The organism is Actinoallomurus acanthiterrae (assembly GCF_054775715.1).
In genome coordinates this window covers 6907958-6933857 of the sequence record NZ_BAAHCO010000001.1, presented here as the reverse complement: position 1 = coordinate 6933857, position 25900 = coordinate 6907958, and the positions used below count along the sequence as shown (strand labels likewise).

At 65.6% G+C, this 25900-nt stretch carries 29 protein-coding genes and 2 pseudogenes; 13 read left to right on the top strand and 18 right to left on the bottom strand.

All coding sequences use genetic code 11. From position 1 onward, the window contains the following. The first annotated feature begins 725 nt into the window (after window positions 1-725). Complete coding sequence (locus tag ACYVF7_RS32595) at window positions 726-1619, top strand: TIGR03620 family F420-dependent LLM class oxidoreductase (protein ID WP_460348292.1); 894 nt, start codon at window positions 726-728, stop codon at window positions 1617-1619. Between the two features lie 270 nt (window positions 1620-1889). Here ACYVF7_RS32595 and ACYVF7_RS32590 read toward each other — a convergent pair whose 3' ends face one another. After that, window positions 1890-2240, bottom strand: coding sequence for a hypothetical protein (locus ACYVF7_RS32590; protein WP_460348290.1), 351 nt, complete (start codon window positions 2238-2240; stop codon window positions 1890-1892). Window positions 2241-2694: 454 nt separating this feature from the next. On the opposite strand from ACYVF7_RS32590, the pseudogene ACYVF7_RS32585 reads away from it, so the two are divergent. The 3 genes and pseudogenes from ACYVF7_RS32585 to ACYVF7_RS32575 all read left to right on the top strand — a co-directional run. Continuing rightward, window positions 2695-2865, top strand: a pseudogene (locus tag ACYVF7_RS32585) (helix-turn-helix domain-containing protein); the annotation flags it as partial. Window positions 2866-2983: 118 nt separating this feature from the next. Continuing rightward, the gene (locus ACYVF7_RS32580) at window positions 2984-3181 is read left to right on the top strand and encodes a hypothetical protein (RefSeq protein ID WP_460348287.1); all 198 of its coding nucleotides are present in this window, start codon (window positions 2984-2986) and stop codon (window positions 3179-3181) included. 57 nt (window positions 3182-3238) lie between these two features. After that, window positions 3239-3481: an integrase core domain-containing protein gene (locus ACYVF7_RS32575; protein WP_460358225.1), complete on the top strand. Its 243-nt coding sequence runs from the start codon at window positions 3239-3241 to the stop codon at window positions 3479-3481. Between the two features lie 68 nt (window positions 3482-3549). On the opposite strand, the gene ACYVF7_RS32570 is transcribed toward ACYVF7_RS32575, so the two are convergent. Then, window positions 3550-3738, bottom strand: coding sequence for a hypothetical protein (locus ACYVF7_RS32570; protein ID WP_460348284.1), 189 nt, complete (start codon window positions 3736-3738; stop codon window positions 3550-3552). Between ACYVF7_RS32570 and ACYVF7_RS32565 the strand changes: the two genes are divergently transcribed. Then, the gene (locus ACYVF7_RS32565; protein WP_460348281.1) at window positions 3737-4183 is read left to right on the top strand and encodes a cysteine hydrolase family protein; all 447 of its coding nucleotides are present in this window, start codon (window positions 3737-3739) and stop codon (window positions 4181-4183) included. The genes ACYVF7_RS32570 and ACYVF7_RS32565 overlap by 2 nt on opposite strands. Window positions 4184-4558: 375 nt before the next feature. Next, entirely contained in the window at window positions 4559-4795 is a 237-nt protein-coding gene (locus ACYVF7_RS32560) for a VOC family protein (protein ID WP_460348278.1), read from the top strand. Window positions 4796-4799: 4 nt separating this feature from the next. Here the strand turns inward: ACYVF7_RS32560 and ACYVF7_RS32555 are convergent, their stop codons facing one another. The 3 genes from ACYVF7_RS32555 to ACYVF7_RS32545 form a co-directional block, all read right to left on the bottom strand. After that, a complete protein-coding gene (locus ACYVF7_RS32555; protein WP_460348275.1) occupies window positions 4800-6038 on the bottom strand; it encodes a Gfo/Idh/MocA family protein in 1239 nt (412 codons plus the stop codon). A gap of 87 nt (window positions 6039-6125) precedes the next feature. After that, window positions 6126-6941, bottom strand: coding sequence for a carbohydrate ABC transporter permease (locus tag ACYVF7_RS32550; protein WP_460348272.1), 816 nt, complete (start codon window positions 6939-6941; stop codon window positions 6126-6128). Beyond that, the gene (locus ACYVF7_RS32545; RefSeq protein WP_460348269.1) at window positions 6934-7872 is read right to left on the bottom strand and encodes a carbohydrate ABC transporter permease; all 939 of its coding nucleotides are present in this window, start codon (window positions 7870-7872) and stop codon (window positions 6934-6936) included. The genes ACYVF7_RS32550 and ACYVF7_RS32545 overlap by 8 nt, the downstream gene beginning before the upstream one ends. A gap of 29 nt (window positions 7873-7901) precedes the next feature. Here ACYVF7_RS32545 and ACYVF7_RS32540 point away from each other — a divergent pair, with 29 nt between their 5' ends. After that, window positions 7902-8030 carry a hypothetical protein gene (locus ACYVF7_RS32540; RefSeq protein WP_460348266.1) on the top strand — a complete coding sequence of 43 codons (129 nt, stop codon included), beginning with the start codon at window positions 7902-7904 and terminating at the stop codon, window positions 8028-8030. A gap of 44 nt (window positions 8031-8074) precedes the next feature. Here the strand turns inward: ACYVF7_RS32540 and ACYVF7_RS32535 are convergent. The 4 genes and pseudogenes from ACYVF7_RS32535 to ACYVF7_RS32520 all read right to left on the bottom strand — a co-directional run. Further along, window positions 8075-8977, bottom strand: a pseudogene (locus ACYVF7_RS32535) (ABC transporter substrate-binding protein); the annotation flags it as partial. Between the two features lie 296 nt (window positions 8978-9273). Further along, window positions 9274-10416, bottom strand: a complete 1143-nt coding sequence (locus ACYVF7_RS32530) for an ROK family transcriptional regulator (RefSeq protein ID WP_460348263.1) — start codon at window positions 10414-10416, stop codon at window positions 9274-9276. Window positions 10417-10585: 169 nt separating this feature from the next. Further along, window positions 10586-10867 carry a hypothetical protein gene (locus ACYVF7_RS32525; RefSeq protein ID WP_460348260.1) on the bottom strand — a complete coding sequence of 94 codons (282 nt, stop codon included), beginning with the start codon at window positions 10865-10867 and terminating at the stop codon, window positions 10586-10588. A gap of 10 nt (window positions 10868-10877) precedes the next feature. Next, window positions 10878-11606: a DUF4158 domain-containing protein gene (locus tag ACYVF7_RS32520; protein ID WP_460348257.1), complete on the bottom strand. Its 729-nt coding sequence runs from the start codon at window positions 11604-11606 to the stop codon at window positions 10878-10880. Window positions 11607-11766: 160 nt separating this feature from the next. Between ACYVF7_RS32520 and ACYVF7_RS32515 the strand changes: the two genes are divergently transcribed. The 4 genes from ACYVF7_RS32515 to ACYVF7_RS32500 all read left to right on the top strand — a co-directional run bounded on the left by ACYVF7_RS32515 (window position 11767) and on the right by ACYVF7_RS32500 (window position 14617). Beyond that, the gene (locus ACYVF7_RS32515) at window positions 11767-12213 is read left to right on the top strand and encodes a recombinase family protein (RefSeq protein WP_460348254.1); all 447 of its coding nucleotides are present in this window, start codon (window positions 11767-11769) and stop codon (window positions 12211-12213) included. A 628-nt stretch (window positions 12214-12841) separates the two neighbouring features. After that, entirely contained in the window at window positions 12842-13630 is a 789-nt protein-coding gene (locus ACYVF7_RS32510; RefSeq protein WP_460348251.1) for an SDR family NAD(P)-dependent oxidoreductase, read from the top strand. A 226-nt stretch (window positions 13631-13856) separates the two neighbouring features. Next, window positions 13857-14285 (top strand): hypothetical protein, encoded by a 429-nt coding sequence (locus ACYVF7_RS32505; protein WP_460348248.1) that lies wholly within the window; start codon window positions 13857-13859, stop codon window positions 14283-14285. Window positions 14286-14377: 92 nt separating this feature from the next. Then, window positions 14378-14617: a hypothetical protein gene (locus tag ACYVF7_RS32500; protein ID WP_460348245.1), complete on the top strand. Its 240-nt coding sequence runs from the start codon at window positions 14378-14380 to the stop codon at window positions 14615-14617. Window positions 14618-15379: 762 nt separating this feature from the next. Here the strand turns inward: ACYVF7_RS32500 and ACYVF7_RS32495 are convergent. Then, window positions 15380-16330 (bottom strand): hypothetical protein, encoded by a 951-nt coding sequence (locus ACYVF7_RS32495; protein WP_460348242.1) that lies wholly within the window; start codon window positions 16328-16330, stop codon window positions 15380-15382. An 863-nt stretch (window positions 16331-17193) separates the two neighbouring features. Here ACYVF7_RS32495 and ACYVF7_RS32490 point away from each other — a divergent pair. Continuing rightward, window positions 17194-17355, top strand: coding sequence for a transposase (locus tag ACYVF7_RS32490; RefSeq protein ID WP_460348239.1), 162 nt, complete (start codon window positions 17194-17196; stop codon window positions 17353-17355). Between the two features lie 221 nt (window positions 17356-17576). Here the strand turns inward: ACYVF7_RS32490 and ACYVF7_RS32485 are convergent, their stop codons facing one another. From ACYVF7_RS32485 to ACYVF7_RS32465, 5 genes are all read right to left on the bottom strand, one after another. Continuing rightward, a complete protein-coding gene (locus ACYVF7_RS32485; protein WP_460348236.1) occupies window positions 17577-18161 on the bottom strand; it encodes a TIGR03086 family metal-binding protein in 585 nt (194 codons plus the stop codon). Then, window positions 18158-19360 carry a sigma-70 family RNA polymerase sigma factor gene (locus ACYVF7_RS32480; RefSeq protein WP_460348233.1) on the bottom strand — a complete coding sequence of 401 codons (1203 nt, stop codon included), beginning with the start codon at window positions 19358-19360 and terminating at the stop codon, window positions 18158-18160. The genes ACYVF7_RS32485 and ACYVF7_RS32480 overlap by 4 nt, the downstream gene beginning before the upstream one ends. A 5-nt stretch (window positions 19361-19365) precedes the next feature. Continuing rightward, window positions 19366-19743: a VOC family protein gene (locus tag ACYVF7_RS32475; RefSeq protein WP_460348230.1), complete on the bottom strand. Its 378-nt coding sequence runs from the start codon at window positions 19741-19743 to the stop codon at window positions 19366-19368. 18 nt (window positions 19744-19761) lie between these two features. Further along, complete coding sequence (locus ACYVF7_RS32470) at window positions 19762-20088, bottom strand: hypothetical protein (protein ID WP_460348228.1); 327 nt, start codon at window positions 20086-20088, stop codon at window positions 19762-19764. 647 nt (window positions 20089-20735) lie between these two features. Then, a complete protein-coding gene (locus ACYVF7_RS32465; protein WP_460348225.1) occupies window positions 20736-20885 on the bottom strand; it encodes a hypothetical protein in 150 nt (49 codons plus the stop codon). Window positions 20886-21353: 468 nt separating this feature from the next. On the opposite strand from ACYVF7_RS32465, the gene ACYVF7_RS32460 reads away from it, so the two are divergent. After that, complete coding sequence (locus ACYVF7_RS32460) at window positions 21354-21539, top strand: hypothetical protein (protein WP_460348222.1); 186 nt, start codon at window positions 21354-21356, stop codon at window positions 21537-21539. A 17-nt stretch (window positions 21540-21556) separates the two neighbouring features. Here ACYVF7_RS32460 and ACYVF7_RS32455 read toward each other — a convergent pair whose 3' ends face one another. The 3 genes from ACYVF7_RS32455 to ACYVF7_RS32445 all read right to left on the bottom strand — a co-directional run bounded on the left by ACYVF7_RS32455 (window position 21557) and on the right by ACYVF7_RS32445 (window position 25886). Further along, the gene (locus ACYVF7_RS32455) at window positions 21557-22909 is read right to left on the bottom strand and encodes an MFS transporter (RefSeq protein ID WP_460348220.1); all 1353 of its coding nucleotides are present in this window, start codon (window positions 22907-22909) and stop codon (window positions 21557-21559) included. Further along, complete coding sequence (locus ACYVF7_RS32450) at window positions 22902-25541, bottom strand: ATP-grasp domain-containing protein (RefSeq protein ID WP_460348217.1); 2640 nt, start codon at window positions 25539-25541, stop codon at window positions 22902-22904. The genes ACYVF7_RS32455 and ACYVF7_RS32450 overlap by 8 nt, the downstream gene beginning before the upstream one ends. A gap of 87 nt (window positions 25542-25628) precedes the next feature. Next, entirely contained in the window at window positions 25629-25886 is a 258-nt protein-coding gene (locus ACYVF7_RS32445) for a hypothetical protein (RefSeq protein WP_460348214.1), read from the bottom strand. Between the last annotated feature and the right edge of the window lie 14 nt (window positions 25887-25900).

Here is a 25900-nt window from a genome sequence, read left to right as displayed (position 1 = left end):
GAACAAGTTGACGTGCGCAGACGTCAAGGAAGCACGGGGCGTACGGCCTTCATCGTGGTCGGCCTGAACACCCTAGTCCGGATCGATAAGCCGTCGGCTCGAACTCGGCCGCCGGCTCTTGGCACGTCCGGCTGGCCCGCACCGGCCCCACCACCTGCCGCCGGAATTCGGCGGATGCGACAGTCGTGACCTCGGCAGTTGTGACCTTCTCCCGGGGCCATCGTGCCAAGCGATCAGCTGTTCACAAGGTCGGTGGAACTTCATGTCAATCACGAGACGCTGCGGACCTGGGTGCGTGCAGCGGAGGTCGCCGGGCGGCTGGGAGCGGTCGAGGAATCGGCCAAGGACGCTGAGCTGGCCAGGCTCTGTAAGGAGGTCGCGGAGTTGAAGCTGGAGCGGGAGATCTTGCGGAAGGCAGCCGCTTTTTCGCCAAGGAGCTGGATCGGCGACCAGCCGCTTTGGGTTCATCTCCGCCCACCACGCCGTCTACGGCGTCAAGCGCCTGTGCCGGATCTTGAATGTCTCCCGGTCGGGTTTCTGCCGGTGGCGCCGGTCCCCCAGGCCGTCCCGGACCTGTCGCGGTGCCAGAAAATGACCCGTCAGTCCGACAGGGCGGGGAGCGGCAGGTACCTTCACATCGCCCCTTCGATCGCTCGCACGCTTGCAGATGCATCGTAATTCTGCGAAACTTCGATGCGTTATGGCGATGTGACAGGAGGTATGTGATGGGTGGCATCGATGGCCTGAACCTTGGAACGTTCGGGGTCTACACGTTTGACTTCGAGTACCAGCCCGCTGCGCAGATGCGTGAGTCGGTCCAGGAACTCGAAGAGCGGGGATGGCGGGCGTTCTGGTTTCCCGAGCTTTTCGGGCGTGAGGCGTTCACACACGCCTGTTTTCTGCTCTCTTGCACCGAGCGGTTGCACATCATCAACGGCATCGCCCAGATCTGGTCGCGCGAGGCCCGGTGGACGTTCGGTGCAGCCCGTCTCCTGGCCGACGCCTTTCCGGGTCGACACGTGCTCGGCCTGGGATTCGGTGGCGAGCAGCGTCCGGGCACCAGACCCGTGGCCGCCATGAGCGCATACCTCGACGAGATGGACGCGCTTGAGACGCCCAACCCCGAGCCCAAGGCTCCGATGCACCGTTTCCTGGCCGCGTACGGACCGAAGATGCTTGCGCTGGCCCGCGACCGCGCTGACGGCGCTCAGACCTACCACGTCAATGTGGCGCACACCGCGCAGGCAAGGGAGATTCTCGGGCCTGACGCGTTCCTTGGTGTCGAACACCCGGTGCTGTTCGAGTCCGACCCAGGTAAGGCCCGCGCCGTCGCGCGCGAGCACCTGGACCCCTACCTGAACACGCCGTACAACCTCGCGAAGTTCCGTCGGTTGGGTTACTCGGACGAGGAACTCGTAGGCGGCGGCAGTGACCGACTCGTCGATGACTTCGTGTTCTGGGGCGATCTGGACACCATCGTCGAGAAGCTCCACGCCCATGTCGAGGCCGGTGCGGACCACGTAAGCATCCAGGTGATCGGGATCGAGCCGGGGCAGTCCGCGATGCCGTACTGGCGCATGCTCGGAGACGCGCTCCTGCCCCAGGGCGTCAGCGCCTGATAGCAGAGCGGGCAGTCGGGCTTCAACTGTCGACTTCGCTTTGGGGGCAGGCGGTCAGGACCATGTCCTGGGTGGGTACCGGTAGAGGTATGAGCGGATCCGCGGGGGCTTACGAAATGAGCGGTGCGTGATCGGCTCGGGTTCTGAAGCGGGGTTTGAGTCCTGCACCTCCGCGAGGTCCCGCCCGGGCTCCTTTGGCGAACGCGTTTGCGGAGCGGCTCGCCGCGCACAACCGGACAGCCGTTGCTATCGTCAGCCTCGTCCTCTGGCTCAACCCGGGCCGGTCACCGGCTCGGCAAGGTGGGCTCGTACGGTGCGCAGCGTGAAGCGACCGGCGACCGCGATCGCGTAGCCCGCCCCCGCAACCAGCCAGCCAGGCCCGCTGAGGTCCAGCACGAGGATCATGATGAAAGCATCGAACAGGGCGATGAGTGTGAACCCGACATGGTCGATGTAACCAGCCAGCGGTCGCGCGTTGTCACTTGGCCGGATCCGGCGTGCTCGGCCTGCGCGCCCCACCATAATGAGCTCGAGCAGGGCGAAGAGGACGAAGAGTAGCCGTGAGGACGGCGCGATCGCTGCCCAGTCTGCGGCGATTGCCAGCACGAGGAACATATCCATCCCGACAAGCGACCAAAGATATATCCCGAACAACGCGCCGCGTCCGACCGCTACGCATCCGGCAAATAGGGGCGACGCTGGCAGACGCGGCGTGCAGCGCGATCATGATGGTGTGCCACAAGGCTGCTCCCGAACCATGATTTTCCACTGTGTCAGGTCGTCACGTCCAGAGGACACAATGGATGTCAAGCAGGTCGCTGAGCAGCCAGGGGGTCTAAAACTGACGGTCATCGTTGACACCTGGGTCTCCGGCCACTACGGAGATCATCTATGCCGACCCCCAACCCCCAGCTCGACCGCCCCAACCCGCCACTCGATCGTGAGGCCAAGCGGCGCCTGGCGGTCATCCGCCACGTCGAGGAGGTCACCGGCAACGTCGCGATGACATGCCGGTACTTCGACATCAGCCGCCAGGCCTACTACATCTGGTACAGGCGCTACCAGGGCCGAGGGCGTCGACGGCCTGCGCACCCGTTCCAAGCGCCCGAAGACCAGCCCGAACGCCACCCACGTCGAGGTGGTCGGGAAGATCATCTACCTGCGGCAGAACTACCACTTCGGGCCCGAGAAGATCGCCATGTACCTCAAGCGGTACCACGACATCACCATCAGCAAGTCCGGCGTGTGGCGGATCCTCAACCGCTCGACATGGGCCGCCTGCCCGCCTCGCAGCGCTGCAAGCGGCACACAAGCGATGGAAGTGGTACGAGAAGCAACTGCCCGGCCACCGCGTCCAGATCGACGTGAAGTTCATCGAACCCATCGCCGGCCTCACCACCGGCCGCCGCGGCGGCCGCAACAAGTACTACCAGTTCACCGCCATCGACGACTGCACCCACCTGCGAGTGCTGCGCATCTACCCCCAGCTCAACCAGAAGACCGCCATCCAGTTCCTGGACTACGTCCTGTCACGCCTGCCGTTCCAGGTCGAGGTCATCTAGACCGACAACGGGGCAGAATTCCAGTCGGCATTCCACTGGCACGTACTCGACAAGGGCATCGCCCACACCTACATCAAGCCGCGCACACCCCGGCTGAACGGCAAGGTCGAGCGATCACATCGCATCGACGCCGAGGAGTTCTACGCGATGCTCGACGGCGTCCTGATCGACAGCGCCGAAGTGTTCAACGACAAGCTCCGCGAGTGGGAGCACTACTACAACTACGATCGGCCCCACGGCGGCCTCGGCGGCCAGACCCCCTACGAACGCCTCAAGCAAAAGACCCAGGCCCAGGCGTAAACGATCACCGTCGGTCGCACAAGACGCCATGACCGATGTCTAGTCCCAGCTGATGCTTGACGGGTGGGCTAGGAAACATGGCCGGCCTTGCGGGGCCGGTGGGCTTTGGTGTTCCGCACCGGAGTCGTCGTGGTCCGCCGGACGGTGCAGGTGTCATCGGCGCCCAACTCGATGGTGAAGACGGTCTCGGCGACGTGGACGGTGATGGTCTGACCGGCGTGCAGGCGTCCCAGGGCGATCTTCTGCCCGCAGACCATGATGACGGCACTGACCTGGGACGTTACGGAGACCTGTACCCGCCGATCGCGCAGCGCGCGGCCCTGGTCGACGGCAGCCCCGGGATCGGAGGTCCATCCCGCCGTCGCGCCGGAGGCGGGCGAGCCGGTGATCAAGAAGCATCGCTACAGCGGCTTCCACGGCACCGACCTGGAGATCGTGTTGCGCGGCCGTGGCATCACCACCGTGGCCGTGACCGGGGTGACGACCGAGGACTGCGTGCACGCCACGGCGCGGGACGCGATGTTCCGGGACTTCTGGACAGTCGTCCTCGCCGACGCCTGCGCCACGTACGACCACCCGGACCTCGGCTGGGGCGCGATGTCCGCCGAGGAGGTGCACCGTTCCTCGCTGGTCGTGCTCGCCCAGTCCACGGCCGACGTCGTGACCAGCCAGGAGTTCATGTCCCGGGTCGAGCGCGCGTAGGGCCCGCGTCCCCGCCAACCCCGTTCCGCGGCCTCATGACCGCTCGGCCAGCGTCGGGTTTCTGGGATGGTCGACCCGTACGACGACGTCGGCGACCTCCGCCGGCGCGGCCTCGCGCTCGTACCGCGCCCGACATCCCCGGCGCGCGGGGGCGGGAGCGCCCGCCCGCGTGGGGTATGAGGGAGAGGGGCACGCCCGAGACCGTACGCCTGAGGAGGTATCCGGCGATGTCCGTGCAGCTCAACCACACCATCGTCGCGGCCCGCGACAAGAAGGCCGCCGCCGATTTCCTGGCCACCATTCTCGGCCTCGAGGTCGGCGCCCCCTTCGGCCCGTTCCTCCCGGTCGAGACCGGCAGGCGTCACGCTGGACTTCATGGACAGCGACGCGGACCGGATCGACCCTCAGCACTACGCGTTCCTGGTCTCCGAGGAGGAGTTCGACGCGATCTTCGGGCGGATCCAGGAGGCCGGAGTGACCTACTACGCCGACCCGTTCCACCAGGAGCCGGGCCGGATCAACCATCTCGACGGCGGTCGCGGCGCGTACTTCAGCGACCCGAACGGGCACAACCTGGAGATCATCACCCGCCCCTACGGGAGCGGCGGGTGACGGGTCACGCGGGCGTACCGGCGGGGTCCGGCCGCGAGGCACGCGCGGCGGGGCGTACGTCAGGAGTCTGACCGCGGTCGAAGTAGGCGGCGAGCGTGGGGTCGAGCGGCGGGATGTCCTGCGGGGTACCGCCGTCGCGCAGCGACATCGTCGCCATGTAGCCGGCCGCCACGCTCATCCGCGCCGCCACCGGCGAGGTGTCGGTCGGGCCGCCGAAGCGTACGAAACGGCAGAACTCTTCCAGGATCCGGAGGTCGCCGCCGCCGTGTGTGCCTTCGGCGTAGGGCACCTTGAAGGCGATGTCGCAGTCGGCTCGGTAGTCGGTCGGCCCGGTGTTCCAGACCTTGACGGTGTCGCCCGGCCGGTCGCCGAAGTTCTCCAGGCGGCCCTCGGTTCCGATGACCGTGTAGTTGCGCACGTAGTCGGGGCTGAAGTGGCACTGCTGGTACGCGGCGATGATCCCGTTGTCGAGTCGCATGTTCATCACCGAGACGTCCTCGACGTCGATGTGGTGGTTCAGGTTCTCGCGGGCCGTCGGCGGCCATTCGAACTCCTTCAGCCAGCCGTCGGGCCGGGGCGTGCCCGGCGCGCGGCGCGGCAGGTCGCCGTAGACGGTCAGCTCGCCGAGGGCGTTGACCCGCGTGGTGTAGCCGCCGCCCAGCCAGTGCACGACGTCGATGTCGTGCGCGGCCTTCTGCAGGAGCAGCCCGGTGCTCCGCCCGCGCTCGGCGTGCCAGTCCTTGAAGTAGTAGTCGCCGCCGTAGGCCACGAAGTGGCGGACCCAGATGGTCTTCGGCTCGCCGATGGTCCCCTGGGCGATGATGTCGCGCATCAGGCGCACGACGCTCATGTGCCGCATGTTGTGCCCCACGTAGAGCCGGGTCCCGGTCTCGTACGCGGTGCGCAGGATGTTGTCGCAGCCCGTCACCGTGATGTGCATCGGCTTTTCCAGGTACACGGGCTTGCTCGCCTGGAGGCAGTCGACGGTGATGCGCTCATGGGTGTCGTCCGGCGTCATCACGATGATCGCGTCGACGTCGTCCCGGTCGAGCAGCTCCCGGTAGTCCGTGACCGCGATCTTCGCGTCGAAGAGCCGTACCGCATGTTCGAGGGCGGCCGGGTCGGTGTCGCAGACCGCGGCCACGATCGATCCTCTGCCCGGCCGATGCGCGGCCTCGGCGAGCTTCAGCCGCAGGCCGAGGCCGACGACTCCGATGCGCAGGTCTTCCACAGGTGTCCTCATGATTCTGGGAGTCGCCGTCCGGCGGACTCGGGGTCGGTCGGGCAGGCCGGGTCGGGCAGGCCGGGCCGGTCTGGTAGGCCGGGCCGGTCAGGCCTTCGAGCCGGTGAACGCGATGCCCTCGATCAACTGCCGTTGCAGCACGACGAAGATCATGATGATCGGCAGGGTGGCCATCAGCGAGCCCGCCATCAGCAGCGGATAGTCGGTGAAGTGCTCACCCTGGAGCGCCGAGAGTCCGGCCGACAGCGTCATCTTCCCGGGGTCGGTGTTGACGACGAGCGGCCACATCAGGTCCTTCCACGACCACAGCACGGTCAGGACGCCGAAGGCGACCAGTCCCGGCCTGGCCAGCGGCAGCATCACGCTCCAGAAGATCCGCAGCGGGTTCGCGCCGTCGAGCCGTGCCGCCTCCTCGATCTCGTCCGGCAGGCCCAGGAAGAACTGGCGGAGCATGAAGGTGCCGAAGGCACTGAACAGGCCGGGCATGAAGAGCGCGGGCACGCTGTTCAGCAGGCCCAGGCCCTTGATGATCTGGTACTGCGGGATCAGGAAGAGCTGGTCGGGGACCATCAGCACCGAGAGCAGGGCGATGAAGATAACGTTCCGGCCGGGGAAGCGCAGCCGGGCGAACGCGTAGGCCGCCAGCGAACAGAACACGAGCTGTCCCAGCGTGCGCGCGATGGTCATCACGACGGTGTTGAGGAACTGCCGGCCGAAAGGCGTGCTGTGGAACACCTGCGTGAAGTTCGACCAGTCGAAGGACGGGATCCAGGCCGGCGGCGTCCGGGTGGACTCGGTGAAGGTCTTTAGTGAGGTGAGCACCTCCCAGAAAAACGGCATCACCATCGCCGCCGCGCCCACCGCGAGCACGACGTGCACCGGCCAGAGGCGTCCGTTACGCATAGTTCACCCACCTCTTCTGCAGCCGGAACTGGACCGCCGTAATGATCAGCGTGATCGCCATGAGCACGACGGCGATGGCCGCGCCGTAGCCCTTCGCGCCCTGCTCGAAGGCCTGGTTGTAGAAGAGCAGCACGATGGTCTTGTTCTCAGTCCACGCCGGGCTGCCCTTGGAGAACATCAGGTAGAGCAGGTCGAACATCTGCAGGCCGGTGATCACCATCAGGACGGCCGAGAAGAAGATGGTCGGCGTGAGCAGCGGCAGGGTGATCTTGAAGAACTGCCGGATCCGTCCCGCTCCGTCGATGGCGGCGGCCTCGTACAGGTGGCTCGGGATGCCCTGCAGCCCGGCCATGAAGATCACCGTGAAGTAGCCGACGTACATCCAGATGAAGACGATGACTACGGCGTACAACGCGGTCGACGGGTCGGAGACCCACGACTTGCCCTGGATGCCGACGAGTGACAGCAGATAGTTGATCAGGCCGTACTGGCCGTTGTACAGCCAGCGCCAGATGAGCGCCACCGCCGCCGGCATGGTGACCACGGGCAGGAAGTACAGCGTACGGTAGAACGAAACGAGGCGCAGGCCACGGGTGTTCAGCAGGGCCGCCACCACGATCGCGATCGGGATGACCAGCAGTCCGAGCAGCGTGACGACGAAGGTGTTCCACAGCGCCCGGCCGACCTCGGGATCGTGCATGAGCTGGGTGTAGTTCTGAAAGCCAGCCCAGTTGCTGTCGCCGAACAGCGTCCACGTGGTGAAGCTGTAGTACACCGACTGCACGACCGGCCACAGGAAGAAGACGCCGAGGCCGAGGGTGAGCGGGGCGATCATGAGGTAGCCCCAGACCCATTCGCGGTCGCGCAGCCGGCGCCGGACGACGGGGCGGGCGGCCGCCCGTGAGGCGACCGCCCTTTCCGTGATCGTCATGCTTGGGTTCCTTGGCCAGGGCGGCGTCGGTGAAGGTGGTCAGCTCCTTCACCCCCGCGTCCAGGTCCTTCGTCCCCGAGAAGACCTGCGACATGATCTCGGTCTCCTTGGTCGCCCAGACCGAGGTGTTCATCGAGCGCGGGTACGGCACCGCGTAGGGCACCTCGTCGATGAAGTTCTGCAGGTGGAACTTGGGCATCGACTTCACCCATGCCTCCTGGAGCCCGTTGTAGGCCGGGATCACCGTTCCGGTCTCGGCCTGGATCCGGTTGGCCTGCTCCGAGCCGAGGAACTTCACGAACTCCCACGCCTCGCTCTTGTGCTTGGTCTTGGCGTAGATCACGTTCGCGAGACCGTGGATGACCGTGGCCTTCCCCTTGGGGCCCGCGGGCAGCGGAGCGACGTCGGCGTTCAGGTCCTTGGTCTGGTTCGCGTCGTACGAGCCGTCCGTGAACATCGCGACCTTGCCGTTCTGGAACATCTGGGTCGGGTCGGTGTCGGTCAGCTGCTGGATGGTCGGGGAGGACTTGTCCTTGTTGATGAGGTCCACCCAGAACCGCAGGCCCTGAATGCTCGCCGGCTCGTCGTAGCCGGCCTTCGTGCCGTCCGGGGAGATCACGTGCCCGCCGGCCTGGAAGATCGTGTTGTAGTAGACCTCCTGCGACCAGGCCGGCGCGGCGATGCCGTACGTCCCCTTGCCGGTCAGCTTCTTCGCGGCCGTACGCAGGTCGTCCCAGGTCCAGGAGGCGGTGGGGTACTTCACGCCCGCCTTGTCGAACAGGTCCTTGTTGTAGAACAGGCCGATCGTGTCGAAGTCCTTGGGGATGCCGTACTGCTTGCCCTTGAGCGTGTAGAGGTCGTCGAGCGACTTGGGATACTTCGAGGTGTCGTAGGAGTCCTTCGTGATGCGGTCCGAAAGCGGCAGCAGGGCGCCCTGCGACGCCCAGAGACCCACGTGAGGGCCGTTCATCCAGAAGACGTCCGGGGCGCTGCCGCCGGCCGCCGCCGTCTGCATCTTGGTCCAGTACTCCTTGTTCGGCGTGAGCTGGATCTTCACCGTGATCTTCGGGTGGGTTCGGGTGAACTCCTGCGCGATCTTCTCCATCGCCGGTTGTTGGTTCTTGTCCCAGATCCCGTAGGTGAGCGTGACGTTCCCGCCGGAGTCGTCGCCCTTGGCGGACGAACATCCCGCCGCTCCCACCGCGATCGCACCGGCGCACAACAGCGCCCAGGCCTTCCTGCCCATCTTGTCTCTATCTGTCGGGCCGCAGTAGGAGGAGGCTAGCGACAATTTATGAAAATTTCTAGAGTAATTCGACGAGAGACAAGCGAAGCGGCAGTACGGACCGTCGGCATCAGGCGCTCCGACGGCCCGGGAGGCCCGTGTACGAAGGGATTTATTCAGCCCTGTGGCGAAAGCAGGGCGTGGCTCACGTGGTCGAGCGCGAGCTTGACCGCGCCCAGCGCGATCGACTCGTCACCGAGCCGGGAGGCCACGACGCCGGGCGGGAAGAGGCAGACCTCGCCCAGGCGCCGCTGGATGGGGTCGACGAGCAGGTCGCCGGCCTTGGACAGGCCGCCGCCGATGACGACCAGCTCGGGGTCGAGCGGGGTCACGATGGTGATGAGGCCGTTGGCCAGGCTGCCCGCGAACGCCTCGACGGCGCCGACGGCCGCCGCGTCGCCCTCCCGGGCCATCTCGAAGGTGAACTCCGCCGCCTGGCCGGGCGAGCGCAGTTCACCCGGCTCCACCGACATCGCGTACTCCATCACGTGCCGGTAGCCGCGCCAGTGGTCGTGGGGCTGTTCGCCGAGCTCTCCTGAGGCCGCGTGGGCTCCGCGGTAGGGCCGGCCGCCGATCAGCAGGCCGAGCCCGATCCGATTGCCGGTGAACAGGTACACCACGTCCTGGCTGTCCTGGGCGGCTCCGAGCCAGTGCTCGGCGAGTATGGCGAGCCGGATGTCGTTCTCGACGAGCACCGGCGCCGCGATCATCTCGTCCAGCCTGGCCTGTAGCTCCAGGCCGGTCCATTCGGGCATCGCGACGCTCTTGACCACCCGGCCCTCGCCGTCCACGACACCCGTGGTGCCGAAGCCGACGACGGACAGGTCCGAGGTGGTGAGCCCCGACTCCTTCGCGACGGCCTCGACCGCGGCGACGATGGCCTCCAGCCGCTCGGATACGCGCATGCCGGGGGAGACCGCCACCCGGTGCGTGGCCAGGATCCGCCCGCCCAGGTCGGCCGCCATGGCCAGCAGCTTGTACGCGCCGATGTCGACACCGATCACGTGCCCGGAGGACGCCCGGAACCGGAAGCGCTTGGCCGGTCTGCCGCGCTGACGCCCCTCGGGCTCCTCGAAGGACTCCTCGATCAGGCCTTCGTCGAGGAGTTCCTCGACGATCCCCTCGGCGGTGGGGCGCGAGACGCCGACGGCGTTCGCCAGCTCGGTGAGGGTCGCGGCGCCGGTCTCGTGCAGGACCTTCAGGACCGCTGTGGAGCTGAGCCTCCTGGCAAGAGGGGTGTCACCGTTCTGCCCCCGCACGCGAACCTCCCGGACGATCTTCAGTTAGGCCATCCTACTTACTCAAATCTCTTTCTTAAATCGTTTTCGCGGGACCGGCGTGTACGCGTGAGGTGGCCGGGGCTCGCCCCGGCCACCTCACGTACGCGTCTCGGCGTCGTCACGTACGCGTCTTGCGTCGTCGCGGGTGCTACGCGAACGACAACCGAGCGAGCCAGGACTGCCAGGCCTGCTCGGTCTCCCGCTCGTCCACGTCGCCGGCGAAGATGTGATGACCCAGCACCACGACGTCGCCGCGGAGCGGGCCCGAGTGGATGAACCAGTACAGCCCGTCGCTCGTGCGGACGCCCAGGAACGTCGGAAGGCCAGCGAAGTCCACGACGCCCTCGACCGGCGGGAGCCCGGCGACGGCGAGGCGTACGGGATCGCCCTCGGCGACGGTGCCGGCCAGCCCGAGCTCGCCCTTGAGCACGGCCCACACGTCATCGCCCGCGCCGGCCTGCGGCCGGATGGCGGTGACGACCTTCGCGGTCCGGCTGCGGAAGTGGGTGAGGTACTGGGCCAGCGAGTGGAGGTACATGTCCCAGCCTCAACCCGACGTCCACCAGCAGCATCCGCTCCAGGTCGGCGCGCAACTGCCCGGTCAGCACCGGCGCCAGCAGCTGCGAGGTCAGATCGTCGGCGGCCTTGCGCGCCGACCCGATCATCTTCGCCAGAACGATCGGGCCCGGGCGGATCACCTTCGCGGCCAGCAGATACTCACGCGCCAAATTGAACAACAACGTCGGCGAATCGTGCTCCAACGCCCGGTCCAGCAGGAACTGCTCCAGTTCCTTCCACTCCCGGCTACCGGCCGCCGCGTTCTTCCACCCCAGATACTTCGCCGCCAGCACCAAATGATCCGTCCGGGTATGAGCGCGCTTCCCATACCCCTGCAACACACGCGGGTCCAACCCCAACTGCTCGGCGACCCTGGCCACCGCCGCAGCCGGCGCTGAGGCGACCTCGTCCGGCACGAACCCCAACCACGGCAAACTCGCCAGCTGGACAGCAAGGCCCAAGCGGTCCGCCGGCCCACGGCCGCGCCCTGGATCCACGAACGCCAGATCCGCCGGCGTCAACGTGAAGTACTTGATCAGCTCGTCCCTGGTGATCTTCGGGAACGACCGCAGCTGCTCCAGCTGCTCCTCGGAGAACATCTTCTCTGACACCGGCCACCGCACCGCCTGACCCGAACAAACCGGATCAGAACGTAGCGGCAGAGATCACCAGACCACGAGTCAGGCCCTACACCTCGACATCACCGCAGGTCGCGGCTATATCCGACCGAAACTTCGTCAGTGCCACGGGGACCCCAACCCAGGAGCGCCCGTGCGGATCGTTTACTCCCGCTTGTCCACCGCGACCCAGTCACTGCTCCGGCAGCGGCACATCCTCACCGAGGCCGGGCTTTTGGTCCGGACCGAAGGAATCGCCGAAGGGTTCCACCCGGCCGAGGGGGTGCTGCTGTTCGAGGACCCGGCGACCACCTCCAAGATCCCCGCACTGGAGCGGCCCGCGTTCGCCAAGGTCGCCTCCGCCGCGCACCCCGGCGACGCCCTCACCGTGTCAGAGCTGTTCCGGCTCTGCCGAGACCTGACGGACATCCACGCCGTCCGGGACTGGTACCGGGCCCGCGGCGTCGTACTGCGAGTCCTGTCAGGACCGCTGTCCAACTTCTACGACCTGGCCGCCGACGACGCCACCACCGCCCTGATCATCAACGTGATCACCCCGTCGGACAGTTCCAGCGCGACCTGCAAACGAACTGACCGCTGAAGGGATCGCCGCGGCCGAAGCCGAAGGCCGCTACCGCGGCCGGCCACCCGCACTCACCGGAGACCAGCTTGAGCAGGTGCGGGCGGCGTTCCGTGACAAAGGCGCCTCGATCGCGGGCCTCGCGCGTGAGTACGAGGTGAGCCGAGTCGCCGTGCGCACCGCACTGGCCGACCTGCTGCCCGACCCGAGGACCCCGCCCCCTCAGTCCTGTTGGCAGATGGGCCACCCGCATCCGAACGGTCGACGGCGGTAACTCCGCCCGAACCGAGCTCGCTATCGCCGTTGCCCGTTCGGTTGCTGCTCACAGGCCTTCACCCGCACGCCCACGCTGCCCAAGATCCCCACGGTCGCCTTGATCAACCGACCCGACCAAGACGCCGCCTAACGATCGCTGACCCCCGTCTCGCTTGACTTGACACCCACCGCCACCCCTCCGACCTGCGTAGCGTCCTTATTTTCGTGTCAGACCCGTGGCGGAAGCTGGCGCAACAAGCTTCAGCGTTCGCCGACCACCTCCAGGGCCCGTGCACCAGGCAGTTTTGACCATCGTAGGTCCGGCCGAGCACCAACCACCTTGCCCTACTTGCATTATGCTACCAACTGCCTCTAGGTTACTAGCGTGATGCAAATGGAAGGCTTGACGGCACCACCAGCCTCGGAGATGAGGAACCCGCTGACGATGGGCAGATTCGACGACCATGTGGTCGTTGTGACCGGCGGAAGCAGCGGCATTGGCCTGGCCGCCGCCAAACGGTTCCACCAGGAAGGTGCCCATGTCGCCGTCGCTGGACGGGACGAACAGCGACTGCGCGACGCCGCCACCTCGATCGGCGAGGACATCCTTACCGTCCGCGCAGACGTTGCCCGGACAGAAGAGATCGACACGATGTTCTCCACCGTCACGCAGGCGCTTGGGCGGATCGACGTGTTGTTCATCAACGCCGGCCTCAAGAGGTTCCAGGCGCTGGATCAAGCGACGAAAAGTTCCTTCGACGAGGTCTTCGACACCAATACCAGGGGTGCCTTCTTCACCCTGCAAAAGGCGATCCCGCACCTCAACGACGGGGCCGCCATCATCATGTGCGGCCTGGCCCCAGTCGACCCTGCCTGGCGCCGCCCCGGAACCACCGTCTACACCGCGTCCAAAGCTGCTCTCCACGCCATCACCCAAACCACGGCGGCCGAACTCGCGCCCCGGCGAATCCGTGTCAACACCGTCAGTCCAGGCTCCATCGACCTACCCGTACCCCACCTCCCCCCAGAGCAGGTCGAACGCATGCGCCAGATCGCCGCCGCAACACCCATGAAGCGACTCGGTCGACCCGAGGAAGTAGCCAGCGTTGTCGCATTCCTCGCCTCCACCGACGCCTCCTACATCACCGGCCAAGACATTCCAGTCAACGGAGGAATCTCCTAAACGGCTAGCCGTCGCTGCGGGACGGCTTTCGCCCTGCTGGAGAGTGTCCACCCAGTCTGGACGTCGGCGGCGATCGCCAGGGATAAGGGCGCCGGGCCGCGCTTTCCGCGAAAGCATTGCTGTTCGAATCGATTCGCTGAGTCCATCTCGGTGGACTTATGTCAATTCACTTTTCTATTATCATGCCGGTCGGATCATCGGGGATTCCCTCCTTAGGAGAGTTCGAGTGTTCAGATACCGTTTGGTGCGCGTCCTGATTGCGGGGCTAATCGTAGCCACGCCGTTCGCGGTCACCACGCCAGCCAAGGCTGCTGGTTTCAAGTACTTCATCGGCGTAAGCGGTTCCGAGCCGCGGTGTAAGGATGCGTGGTACGAGGCGTGCCTGTACTGGGGTGGCAGCATCAAGAATGCGTTCTGGCCCGCCAATGACAGTTGGTCTGACTTGTCAGACCATTACTTCTGGAGCGGTACCGGTGTCGGTGAGGGTATGAATGTGATGAATGGTGCGGGCGCGATGTTTTGCGGAATCCCTAGTGAGTGTCGTAGCTATTATTACGCGGACTACAACGGCAACTATGATTACGAGAACTCATACGAGGTTGGCGCGCTCCACTACACCAGCGGTCATAGCGGTTCCATCAAAATCATTCTCTGACGATTGGGCGTGCATCGATCTGACGGCGATAAGCGCCATCCGCGAACCTGAACTTCGTCGATCGGGAATCCTCGGAAATAGGAGAATCTGAAATGTCCAGTGGGCGCTATGTGCTGTGCCTGTACTGGGGCGGCAGATTCAACAACGCGATCTGGACCGCGATGCAGAGCTGGTCTGACCCGTCGGACCACTGCTTTTGGAGCGGTACCGGGGCCGGCCAGAACACGAACGTGATGTACGGTGCCGGGGCGATGGCCTGCAGAAGCGGCAATGAGTGCAGGACTTACCACGACCTCGACTGCAACGGTAATTACGCTTACGAATACGACTAGGAGGTCGGTGCGCTGTCCACCCTTACTAATCACCATGTCGGCTCCGTCAAATCCTCTGAGGGGCAGGGTTGTAATAACGCAGGCATTCGGCCCACAGAGGGTAACGTCGGAGCAAGAAGATCCGCGCCATGGTCACCGACCCAAAGGCGTGAGCGTGCCGATGATCTCCAGCGCGCCGTCATGCCGACCGGCCGAAGACCCGGGTAGCGGACTTCACCTACATCTCGGCGTGGTACGACTCGGTCACCGTTGCGTTCGTCGTGATGTTTTTCTGTCACGCGATCGTCGGCTGGGCTTTCCCTCTGGGATCATGCCGTACTTCGGTTCGAGGGCGCGAACATAGAGCTGCGTCCGCCGGCGACGCGAAGTACAAAGCACTCTCGGGAGGCTGATCCCAGGGGGCATGTCGCCCCACCATACCGCCACGGAGACCTGTTGTGGTTTCTGCGAGCCGAGAACTTGCCCGGCCAGTACTCGTTCGCCACGGGAGTGTCCGTTCAAGATCGAGATGCTCGACTTCGTCCATGTCGTCGCGATCAACAAGTTCGGACGCAGAGGCGCCGCCGACCGCGCTGAAGGGCATGTACCGGCAGCCTCATTCGCAGCTACGAGGTATCCATCGCGTGCTTGGAGAACACGCCGGTCTTCGGCACTGTCGACGCCCCGTCCGGCCAGACCCGGCCAGGCATGGGAGCAGGCCTGCCGCCGTAGCGTCTGCCGTTGGCCGGTGGGTTATGTCCGCGCCTGGTGGCAACCTGCCGGTCAGGGATTGCTAGAGATGATCCTGGAGACCGTTATCATCGTCCTGTCGTGGTCGGTCTTGGCCTTGTGGAACTCGTCGGCGTGCTTTTCGATCCAGTTCTTCTGGTACGCGAGCTCGACGTTGAACCAGGTGTCGACCAGGTGGGTCTGCTGCTTGCATGCCACGTCGGCCTGCGCAGTGGCGGTCTCCTGCGGTGAAACGGTCTTGATGTCGATGTTGAAGCCGGTTTTGTCAAGCGGGCTTGTGTAGTGGTCGCCCCTGCCTGCCATGCAGCTCGACCAAGCCCGGAACGCTGCGGTGACCTTCACGTTCTTCAACGACTGGTCGAATGACCTGGCGGCCAGCTCACTGACGGGCTTGGCCTCCCCGACCGATCCCGAACCGACCAGCTTGGCGTCGGCCACACCAACGCAGCCGCCGGCCGGTATCCGACGCCCGGTGGCCGATCTAGACACCGGCTTACCATCCGGACCGTAGCCAGTCATCACCACTGTTTTGGTCGCGCTCAGCCTGCCCAGCCCGTGCGGATTGGTCTGATCTACCGTGCTCGGGGCGCCGGTCGTGGTAGAGATCAGGTGATAACCGTAGCTGGCGGCGGTGGCCATGTCGATCACGCTGTAGCGGCGTTTATTGCCATAGAACCCAAGATCCTGCATATCCATCCGGGCCAGTCGACGGTTCTGCGCCGCGTCCGCAGCGGCGTCATAACTGAAGTCGAATCCACGCATGCATTCGCCGATCAAAATATCACGTGCCCAGCCAATCTGGTCGCGTTCGGGCACGGTGTACTCATATGCGTTTATCGGCAAGACAATCTCAATACCAGAGCTGCCCCCATGGGTCGTAGCGATCGACGCGGCATGGTCGGCCTCCGCCACTGGATCGACACCCGAACCGCATCCCGCCGCCACACCGAACAGTACGGCAATGGCCACTACCACGACGACCATACGTCGATATGCTGAATGGGTTCGCATTCCACTCCCTGTTACTAATCCTGCAAAAGGCTATGGCCTGCTCTCCGCCGGGCAGAGCGCATCATACAACTAGGTCATTAGGAGAGTTTAATGGGGCCGCTTAGACTCCAGGTCCAAGGTCCAATACATTCTCCGACCTCCGCGTTGTACTCCCAGTCATCGTTTACGGTGTGGCCCGCGCCGGTGCAGGTTGTGCACTTGTTGGCGTACCTACAGGCCATGGCGCCGGCGTTCCAATTCGCGTTCGTGTTTTGGCAGGTCTTGCCGCTAGGCGAGAAGTAATGGTCCGACAGGTCGGACCAACTCTGGTTGGCGGGCCAGTGCGCGTTGGTGATGCTGCGCCGTCGGACAGGCACGCCTCGTAGCCTCCGGCGGTACACCACGGCTCGTTGCCAATCACGCCGACTAATTTGGACGCGACGCTAGCTGGCGTTGTGGTGATCACTGGCGCGGCCGCGGTCAGTGCACCGACCGGGGCACGCACCAGACGTTGTCTAAGCACTCGCCTAATCCTTTCGGTGAGAGTCGCCCGATCTGACGAGTAAAATGCAAATCGAAGGTACTTGATATGTCCATAAAATGACATGTCAGTTTAGTAAACTTTTATGCGCCTCGCCTGGTTGTACATCTCGGCGTGGGGCCGTAACGGTCGCGACAAGGCTGCCTGACGCCCGGCTGGACCTGCGCCCGCACACCCTTGAGTGCCGGACTATGGAGATCTGGAGGCCAAGGAGTTCTGGGTAGCGACGAAGGCCGACTCACCTGGCGTGTTGGGAAGTAGATCTTGGGTGGGTGCCGGAGTGCTTGGGTGATCTTGATTGTTGCCTGTGCTGAGGATGGTGGATGCGATTTTGCGTCGCGCAGACCGGTGCGCGTGGCGCGCTCTGCCAGCGGATTTCCCGCCGTGGCAGACGGTGCATTGGTACTTCGCCCGATGGGAGGAGCATCGGGTCATAGTGCGGATGCTTGTACCACCGAAGGAGCGACAGAGCCGTTAACTGGACTGGCCCCGAATCCATGAACGAGATTACGGGCATGGGCGGACGTTCGCCCGGCCTTGAAACCTCGGCTCGCGATGTCACCGAGCTCGGCAGCCAGGGTCGGCGACGAGGCGCCATCTGCCGCGCGTAGAACCACGCGAAAGCCACTACCAGCGGCGATCCACGGAACAAAACATGAAAGATCACCATCTACAGCTGGAGTATTCAGACGACGCGGGTCAGGCATCTGGTCTGCGGCCAAGGAAGGCGATCAGCCGGTCGCTGGGATTGGCCTGCTGCGACACCCGGGCCGGGGCGGCGAAGAGCGGCTGGCGGGTCGCCTCGGTAACCAGGATCGGCGCGATTTGCAGCATGTCGGTGGCTAGGGCGGTTGGGATCGGCTGGTGGTGTCCGCAGGCTTGGGAGATGTCCCATCCGTGTACGGCGATCTCAAGTGCTCCGGTATAAGCCGCGATCTCGTTCGGTAGCGGGAGGCAGGCGATGTCGGTCATGCGGTCGTGGTAGGCGGAGGCGGACCATGATCCCAACAGTTGGGTCGCCCGGCGCCGAAAGTGCATCATCGGGTCGGTCATTGGTCGGTTGTGGTCGGGGGCGGGAATGGCGCTGCTCTCAATGTGCTGGGTGTCGCTGATCTGCTGGAGCACGTCGAGTGAGTCGTTGAGATGCTCAAGCAGCATCCGTAGATTCCAGGCCGTGCAGGGTGTGGGGTTCGAGTACTGTTCCGGCGATACCGCTTGGATTGTGCCGAGGGTATAGCCGATTGCGCGTTCCAGCATCGCGGCTCCGCTTGCCAGAACCGTCATGGCGTCGACTCGTCCGGGGCGGGCGATCCGCTGTCAAGAGCGTTGGCCCGTTCGCCGGCCTGAGGGCTCGCCGGAGTGGGGCTGAGTGTTTGGGGGAGTTCGAAGAGTTCAAACAGGTCCTGCTCGTGGAACCTGACAATGTGTGTGATCCCGGCGGCGGAGGTCGAGAGGACCATCATCCCATGCGCGTGATGGACGCCGTCCGGGCCGCGCTGGTACAAGGCGACCGCAGGCTGCCCGTTGGCCGCGGTCGCGACCAACCGGAAGGCACCGGGCAACGTGAGAACCCTAGACCTGAAGAAGCGGCCGATGGACTCGCGGCCGGCGAACCAGGTCGGGGTGGGCGGCATCTCCAGGACGGCGTCCTCGGTCAGCAGTCCCATCAGGGCTCCGACGTCAGCGTTCTCGAAGGCCATGGCATAGCGGTCCAGCAGTTCCCGCTGCCGCGCGCCGGAGGCCTCGGTGGTCTCGGCTTCGGACGGTGCCACCTGACCGAGTTGGGCGCGAGCGCGTTGCAGGATGCTTTTGACTGCGGGGACGGAGATTCCGAGCAACTCGGCGACCTCTGCCGCGCGCAGCGCCAGTACGTCGCGCAGGATCAGGACGGCGCGCTGACGCGGGGGGAGGTACTGTAGGGCGGCGATCAGGGCGAGCCGCAAGCTTGCCCGCGCGGCGACGATGGTGGCGGGGTCGTCGGAGTCGGCCCGGACCAGCCGGTCGGGGATGGGCTGTAGCCAAGTCACTTCCGGCGGCGGCGCCAGAGGGCCTTCGGGGTCGTCGGCGGGACCGCCGAGGCCCGACGGCAGCGGCCGGTGCTTTCGGTGCTCGAGTGCGGTGAGGCAGACGTTGGTGGCGATCCGGTAGAGCCAGGTGCGCAGTGACGCGCGGCCTTCGAATGCCTCGTAGGAGCGCCAGGCGCGCAGATAGGTCTCCTGGACGAGGTCTTCGGCGTCGTGGATTGAACCGAGCATGCGGTAGCAGTAGGCCAGGAGCTCCGGCCGGTATGGGTGGGTCAGCCGTGTGAAGACGTCGCTATCTGGTGTCACCGTTGCCCCAGTCCGTCGACCGGGACGTGCTGGCTCGCCGTCCCCGGGGTCGAACGCTTCGAACGTGGTGCGGAGCGTGCGCAACCCCTCTGTATTTGCGGCGGCGGGATCATCACCCGCCAGGTTATCGGCCTTGACGTCGGTGTGGCTCATCTGCGTCACCGCTCCGGGCCGGGCCGGGCGGCGAGCTCGACGATCTGTACGTAGTTTCCGACCGGATCCTCCAATGTCGCGATGAGGCCGGCGCCGAAGGGCTCTACGGGGCGGATCCACCGCGCGATGCCCAGCGCCATCAGGTGAGCCGCAACCGCCTGGACGTCCTCAACGTTCAAGTTGATCAGGATCCTGCCGGGTTCCTGTGTGTTCTGCGCGAGATCGTCGCGGCGTTCGAAGATCAACTGGCTATCGCCCACCGTCAGCACGGTGCTTGGCTCGGCCGACGGCGCGAACGCTGCGCGGTACCAGGCGCTGAGCCGTTCCGGGTCGTCGCTGCCTAGCACCAGGCCGCCCAGCCGAATCCCCGTCATCTCTGCCATGGTCGCTCCCTTCAGTCATCATCGAAGTCCCCTCACACCTACCGACTCGGCGACTTGTCGAAAGGAATCGGTCGAGGAAGCCGAATTTTCCGCAGCAGCCGGCCGCAAGGCAGCAGGCTGGCCAGGGCGGCCGATCGATCGAGATGAGACGGCCGGGGCGGCGCCCGCCGTGATGGTGAGGACCGCGATCGCCCCGGTCATGTTGGGGCCCTCGAACGAGGCTGTGATCGCGGGCGCGACGATCAGCAGCGAGCTCAGGTGGACATCGCGCGAGGCGGTGATGTCGGCAACGGTGATCAACAAAATCAGGCCGACTACAAGCACGACCGGCACATGAGCCGCCATGACCCGCGGAATGCCGACACGCGCTGCCGGAGGCTCATGCCTTCAGACTTACCCGCGACCTGGGAGCCTGCGCGTTCACGACCGCCACCAAGCAGGTGAGCTGGACCGGGAGGCGTCCGCCTCAGGTGGCGTCGGTGTCGTAGGGCGGGCGCTCTCCGTAGGGGAGAAGCGGTTCGTCGACGAACGGGTGACGATCACCGGCGAGATCGTCGAGCAGATGCTTCTAGACGAACGGCGCGGGTGGAGATCGGCGATGTCAAGGTCGGCGTACTCAGGCCCGAGCCCCGCCTTGATGTCATTTGTGGCGTCAGTGGCCAGACGGCGTAGCTGGCGCAGTGTCTGCGCGGCCTGGCGGGTAACGCGCGGGAGTTGGTCGGGGGTCGAAAATGATCAATGCCAGCACCAGGAGCAGCGCAAACTTCTCGAACCCGGTGTCGAACACGGTCTGGACTTTCCTTTGAAACGACAAGCTCAGACGCGGTTCACGAAAAGGGGCGCGTCGTCTCCTCCGTGCTCGATGTGGATGGCCGGCCCCCCGGCATGGAAGCCGATCTTCCACCCGCGGGTGATTGGCATCGCGGCCTCAACGGCCACGACGCCGTCCCGCTCCCCTCTGACCATGACCGAGATTCGGCAGGCGGTACCCCTCAGGCGACAGGGGACTTTGTATCGCCGTCGAGCAACAGCTGGGGAATCTGGCTGAAACGCCAGCCGTGGCCGTGTCTGGTGAACACCCAGACCACGTCGAAACGGTTGTCGGCCCACTTGGCAGGTGGTGCGACGTTCATCGTGCCCATGGCGGAGACGATGTGCGGGATCGCGCTGTGCTCCCAGCAAACCAGGATGTTCCGTGCCCGGAGGCGAGTTTCTTGCCGAGCGCGGCCTCGTCACCCTTGCCGTAGGAGAGCTTCGGCTGCTGTCCGAGCCTGGCGGCCAGCGGCGTTATGGTCTCGCTGTGGCGCAGCCCCTTCACAGCGTTCGGCCAAGCCGCATAGTTGGCGGCCGGCCGCACCAGCCCACTACGGGTCACCCCGTTCTCGGGTGCGAACAGATCGACAAGTGCTCCCGCTCGCTGCCATCCGCATACGCTGAGCGAGCCATCGTTCACCCGACCGTCCTCGGTCACGCCGAACGGAGCACCCTACCCGGCGGCTTCTCCCATGACGGATGATCATGCCGGTGTCGGCACCCACAGCCGACTCGCTGCCGTCTATCGCGGATTCCGTCCCCGACGTGCCGATGGCGTTCCTTGATCGGTCGTCGAGTTGCCCGCCCGCCAGACCACCGCCTGCGTGTTCGGCGGCCCGGGCCTGCGCGACTTCTACATCACCACGGCCGCCACGGGCGCACCCCCCCCGGGGCGGCGCCCACGCCGGTGCGTTCTTCGCCGTCCCGGACGCGGGCGAGGGCCTCTCCTCGCCCGCGTTCCCCTGAACGCCGAGCTGAGCTGAGTTCCGCGAGCCCCGGCTTACGGCAGGTCGGGAGCCGGGGCGGCGAGCACGTTGGCAGAGTCTCGTCGTTGCCTTCCCACTAGCGCAACGGGCTTCGCCTTTCGGCGCCGGACCGGGATCGAGCCGTAGAGGAGCGCGGCTCCCAGGCCGAGGAAGGCATAGAGGGCAGGGATGAACCACCCGGGGAGCAGATTGGCTGCGGACCAGGTGAGGGTCCCCACGACCAGCGCCGCCCTGACGTGCAGGTTGTAAACCGCGATATGACGCGCTCTGGACTCCTCCGGGATGGAATCGGCGAGCCGTGACTGCTCGACTCCCACGTACAGCAGCTCCCCGAGGGTCGCGATCAGCATGCCGAACAGCAGCAACGACACGTCTGAACCGACGCCGAGCACCACGTACCCGGCTGTGAACGCGACGATCCCACCGTACAGCCGCGGGCCTTCACCAAGCCGCTTGAACAGTCGTTCGGCGAAGAGCCCGAGGAAGACGATCATCAAGGTGTTCTCGCCGCGAAGGACGCCGACCATCTCGAGCCCGTCGACCCGCACCTCACACCAGCCGAACGGCAACAGCTTCTGGTCGGGCATGGAACGTGCCAGCCTGACCGCGATGTAGATGGTGAGCTGCACTTCGAGTGCCATCAGCATGGTCGCGGCCAGCACGAACTTGATCAAAGCGCCGTCGCGGATGACCGGTCCATAGTCGGTCAGGATGCGGGCGATGCCCGGCCGCACGCGGCGACCCGAGCCGTGCCACCGCTCCTTCCCTTGCCCAGGGCGAGTCTCCCTGACCAGGGCGAAGGTCAGCACGGCCACCACAAGGCTGAGGACCGCGGCCATGGCCAGCATGTACGGCAGATGATCGGAGAAGAAGGACGCCCCGGCGAGGGAACCGCCGACGAGCGCCAGATTGATCGTCCAGTAGTTGAGCGTGTAGACGCGCTTGCGATCGTCGGCGTGGGTCACGTCGGTGATCACCGCGTCGTGCGCAGGGAGACCGAGGTTGCCCAGTGCATTGGCCAGCACGAAGAACGCGTATACGGCGGTCGGCGACTCCCACGACGGCACCGCGGCGGTGGCCATCGCGGCGAAGGCCGTCGCGGCCCCGGACTCGCTGAGCAGCAGAACAGGTCGCCGGCCCAGCCTCTCCGACAGGTGCCCCCCGTACAGGCCCGCCAGGATGCCGACCAGCACTCCGGCCAGCACCATCGTCGCGGCGGGCCCCTGCCCGAACCGATGGTCCAGGTAGATCGCCATGAACGGCAGGAGCATTGCGTTGAGAAAGCGCTGGACGAACCCGATGAGCAGCCGGACCCGCACAGTCCGCCCGAGCGGCCGTGCCGAGCGCTCTCGCATCACCTCAGGCACGGGACTCGACGCTGCCGGCGTGAGCGACTCTCTCACGGCTCCCGCCGTGGCCGGCGTGTTGAGCGGCGAACGGATCCAGTATCTCGTCCACCTCGGCGAGCAGCGCCGCCAGGGTGTCCTCCGGCGTGTCCGGCATCGGCACGGTTCGGATACGGATCAGGTTCGCGGCCTCATTGGCGATCCGCTCCGCGGTCGGACCGTCGCAGGCGTGCACCAAGACATACCCGCACCTGTCCTCGGACCAGCGCAACGGGTTCACCACGTCTCCCAGGGCGGCCTGGACCCGCACTTCGACCACGCCCTCCATGGCGGCCGCCCGCTCGATCCCCTCGATCTTGATCACCTGTCCCGGATCGGCGACCAGGAATCGGATGGCCGCGCCGCCGTCAGCCCTGGTGTGCCCCCCCAGCGGCTCCGCGGTCAGCGCCAGCCGGAAGGCCAGCGTTTCCATGTCCACGCCGTAGACCATCCTGACGAGTTCATTGATCTGGTCGCCGCCACGGCGGCAATGGGACTCGATCACGCGCGGTCCGTCCGCGGTGAGCATCACCTCGGTGTGGGCGAGACCGTCGACCAGGCCGACGGCGTCCAGTACCTGTTCGGTGAACTCACCGACCCGCGCGATGTCGGCGCTGCTTAGCGGCGCCGGAACGACGTGCCCCAGTTCGACGACTCCGTCGCCGGTGTCCTTGCCAGTGACGGCGAGAACCGTGTGGCGTCCCCGCGCCGAGAAGGTTTCCACGCTCACCTCGGTCCCGGTGAGCAGCTGCTCGGCGAAGAACTCCCGCACGCCAGAGGAACGAATCCAGGACCAGACCTCGTCGACGTCCTCCCCACAGAAGATCTTGCGGACGCCGAGACTGCCCGAGCCCATCGTCGGCTTAACCACGGCGGCACCGTGCCTGACGGTGAAGTCGCGCAGCGCCTCCTTGGTCGTGACGGCCTGGACGGCCACCGGCCCGACGCCATGCTCGTTCAGCAGTGCACGCATCGCCCGTTTATCGTGAAGGGTCCTGACGACCTCCTCACCATTGCCGGGCAGACCGAACCGGCTCGTGAGATGACCGGACACGACCTGCGCAGCCTCATTCTGTGTGAACACTCGTGTGATGGGAGCCGTCCTGTGCAGAGCTTCGACCAGCATGTCCACAGCCCGGACGTCCTGATAGTCCACCAGGTGCACCTGGGAGACGTGCTTCAGGACGGCCGGATCGAAGGCACTGGGCTTCTGGATGTTAACGACGTCCAGGCCGAGCGCTGTGGCTTTCCGGATCACATCCGGCCTCCCCCCGAGGACGATGACCCTCGGCCTCCCCGTGGGAGTCCATCGGGCCGGCTGGGGCGACCGCCCGGCGTCGATGACCGTCGCCGTCCTGAACCATTGAGCGAGATCCCACAGGCGGCGTTCGACCTCGGCCGCGTCCTTCCCCCGCACGACGGCCTGGGCCGCGCATACGCTGGACGCGTCGGGCTCGTGCGGCATCTCCTCGCCGGGGACCGCCGTGACGCGGGCATGAACGACCCCTGGGCGCGCGTTGATCTCGTCCTCCCCAGGGAGTTCGATCAGGCGGCCGGGAGGCGTGGTCAGGTAGATGTCGCCGACCATCGCCTCGGACTTCTCCGAGGCGATGGTCGATGGCTCGCGCAGGACCGAGAGGGCCCACTCGTCGTGCAGGTCGACCCCGAACTTCTCGGCCAGCAGGACATCCGTCATGCCTCCCGAGATACGACCCGCGCACTCGCCGAAGACAAGCCCGCCAGGTTGCTGGAAGACCTCCATGTGAAAGATGCCGTCCCGATGGCGCAGAGCCCGGAGAGCCTCATCGGCGAGCCCTCGGGCACGCGCGTAGAGATCCTTCTCATCGGCCGGATCGAGGACGACCGAGGCGTTCAGCCCGCCGCTCCGTACTTCGATCAGATTCTGGAGATATCTGGACACGGCGAGGAACCTGATCTCTCCGTCCCTCACCACCCCGTCGATCTGGTGTTCGGCTCCGTCCACGAACTCCTCGACCAGCCATGGGTCGGTCGAGCGCCGGTACCGGATCTCCTCGATCGCCGCCTTCGCCGACTCGGGATCGGCGATGACGAAAACGTTCCTCGACGACGAGGAAGCGAGCGGCTTCAGGACGCGGCCCGGTACCACGGCCGACGTGAGCCTGCCGAGATCGGTGACCACTTCGAAATCGGCCGCCGGGATGCCGGCCTCGCGGACGGCCGCCTTCTGGACGGCCTTGTCACGGAGTCTGATCACCGTGGCCATGGGCAGATGGCACCGGGCTTCTCCGCCCAGCGCGGACGCCGCGGCGAGTGAGAACTCGTGCTGACTGCACACGACGTCGAAGTCACCCAGGTCGATCCCCTCTCGTTCCAGGCCGCCGACCACGTCCTCCAGGTTCGATGGGGTGGTCACGCAGATCTCCCGGGCCGACGGGAACGCCGAGGCCGCCACGACCGATGACCGACGGCCATCGCCCGGCACGACACAGGTCACCTCCGCGCCGCGCCGTTGCAGGGCATTGATGGACTTGGGCTGACGGCCGAGTACGAGCACCCGTTTCCCGATCCCTTCTCCGGGGCACCGCGTGATCTTTATTCCAGCAGAGACGACGGTTCCGCTCGAATGGTTCATTTCAGCTCCCTTGCATGTATGACCAGCCCGTTTGGGTGCGAAAAATCCAGACATGATCCTGTTTCTGGCCTCTTTCGAGAACGCTGCTCAATCCGCGGAGCGACGACTGTCCCCGAGTACCAACCGAATCAGGGAAATTGCGTCGAGCTCCGCTAGTTCAAGGTTCTCCGCCATAAGGAAAAGGACGACGGAGAACGATGACCCATTGGCGTAGACGCGAAAATGCTCCAGCCGGACTCCGGCCGACGCCGCATAGCTCGCGAGCAGGTCGTCGAGGACCTCCGCGCTCGTCGGCGCCTGGGCCAGAGAATCGGGTGGCGGCAGATGAGCGATGATCACGTACATGATTCGTCTTCGAC

Coding starts and splice junctions, on each gene's coding strand:
- ACYVF7_RS32545 (WP_460348269.1), bottom strand. CDS start 7,872: ATGACGATCACGGAAAGGGCGGTCGCCTCACGGGCGGCCGCCCGCCCC.
- ACYVF7_RS32510 (WP_460348251.1), top strand. CDS start 12,842: ATGGAAGGCTTGACGGCACCACCAGCCTCGGAGATGAGGAACCCGCTG.
- ACYVF7_RS32445 (WP_460348214.1), bottom strand. CDS start 25,886: ATGTACGTGATCATCGCTCATCTGCCGCCACCCGATTCTCTGGCCCAG.
- ACYVF7_RS32550 (WP_460348272.1), bottom strand. CDS start 6,941: ATGCGTAACGGACGCCTCTGGCCGGTGCACGTCGTGCTCGCGGTGGGC.
- ACYVF7_RS32465 (WP_460348225.1), bottom strand. CDS start 20,885: ATGGGCACGATGAACGTCGCACCACCTGCCAAGTGGGCCGACAACCGT.
- ACYVF7_RS32490 (WP_460348239.1), top strand. CDS start 17,194: ATGGTGGATGCGATTTTGCGTCGCGCAGACCGGTGCGCGTGGCGCGCT.
- ACYVF7_RS32470 (WP_460348228.1), bottom strand. CDS start 20,088: ATGGCGGCTCATGTGCCGGTCGTGCTTGTAGTCGGCCTGATTTTGTTG.
- ACYVF7_RS32495 (WP_460348242.1), bottom strand. CDS start 16,330: ATGGTCGTCGTGGTAGTGGCCATTGCCGTACTGTTCGGTGTGGCGGCG.
- ACYVF7_RS32480 (WP_460348233.1), bottom strand. CDS start 19,360: ATGAGCCACACCGACGTCAAGGCCGATAACCTGGCGGGTGATGATCCC.
- ACYVF7_RS32565 (WP_460348281.1), top strand. CDS start 3,737: ATGATGACGGCACTGACCTGGGACGTTACGGAGACCTGTACCCGCCGA.
- ACYVF7_RS32560 (WP_460348278.1), top strand. CDS start 4,559: ATGGACAGCGACGCGGACCGGATCGACCCTCAGCACTACGCGTTCCTG.
- ACYVF7_RS32500 (WP_460348245.1), top strand. CDS start 14,378: ATGTCCAGTGGGCGCTATGTGCTGTGCCTGTACTGGGGCGGCAGATTC.
- ACYVF7_RS32555 (WP_460348275.1), bottom strand. CDS start 6,038: ATGAGGACACCTGTGGAAGACCTGCGCATCGGAGTCGTCGGCCTCGGC.
- ACYVF7_RS32590 (WP_460348290.1), bottom strand. CDS start 2,240: ATGGATATGTTCCTCGTGCTGGCAATCGCCGCAGACTGGGCAGCGATC.
- ACYVF7_RS32485 (WP_460348236.1), bottom strand. CDS start 18,161: ATGACGGTTCTGGCAAGCGGAGCCGCGATGCTGGAACGCGCAATCGGC.
- ACYVF7_RS32595 (WP_460348292.1), top strand. CDS start 726: ATGGGTGGCATCGATGGCCTGAACCTTGGAACGTTCGGGGTCTACACG.
- ACYVF7_RS32570 (WP_460348284.1), bottom strand. CDS start 3,738: ATGGTCTGCGGGCAGAAGATCGCCCTGGGACGCCTGCACGCCGGTCAG.
- ACYVF7_RS32450 (WP_460348217.1), bottom strand. CDS start 25,541: ATGAACCATTCGAGCGGAACCGTCGTCTCTGCTGGAATAAAGATCACG.
- ACYVF7_RS32475 (WP_460348230.1), bottom strand. CDS start 19,743: ATGGCAGAGATGACGGGGATTCGGCTGGGCGGCCTGGTGCTAGGCAGC.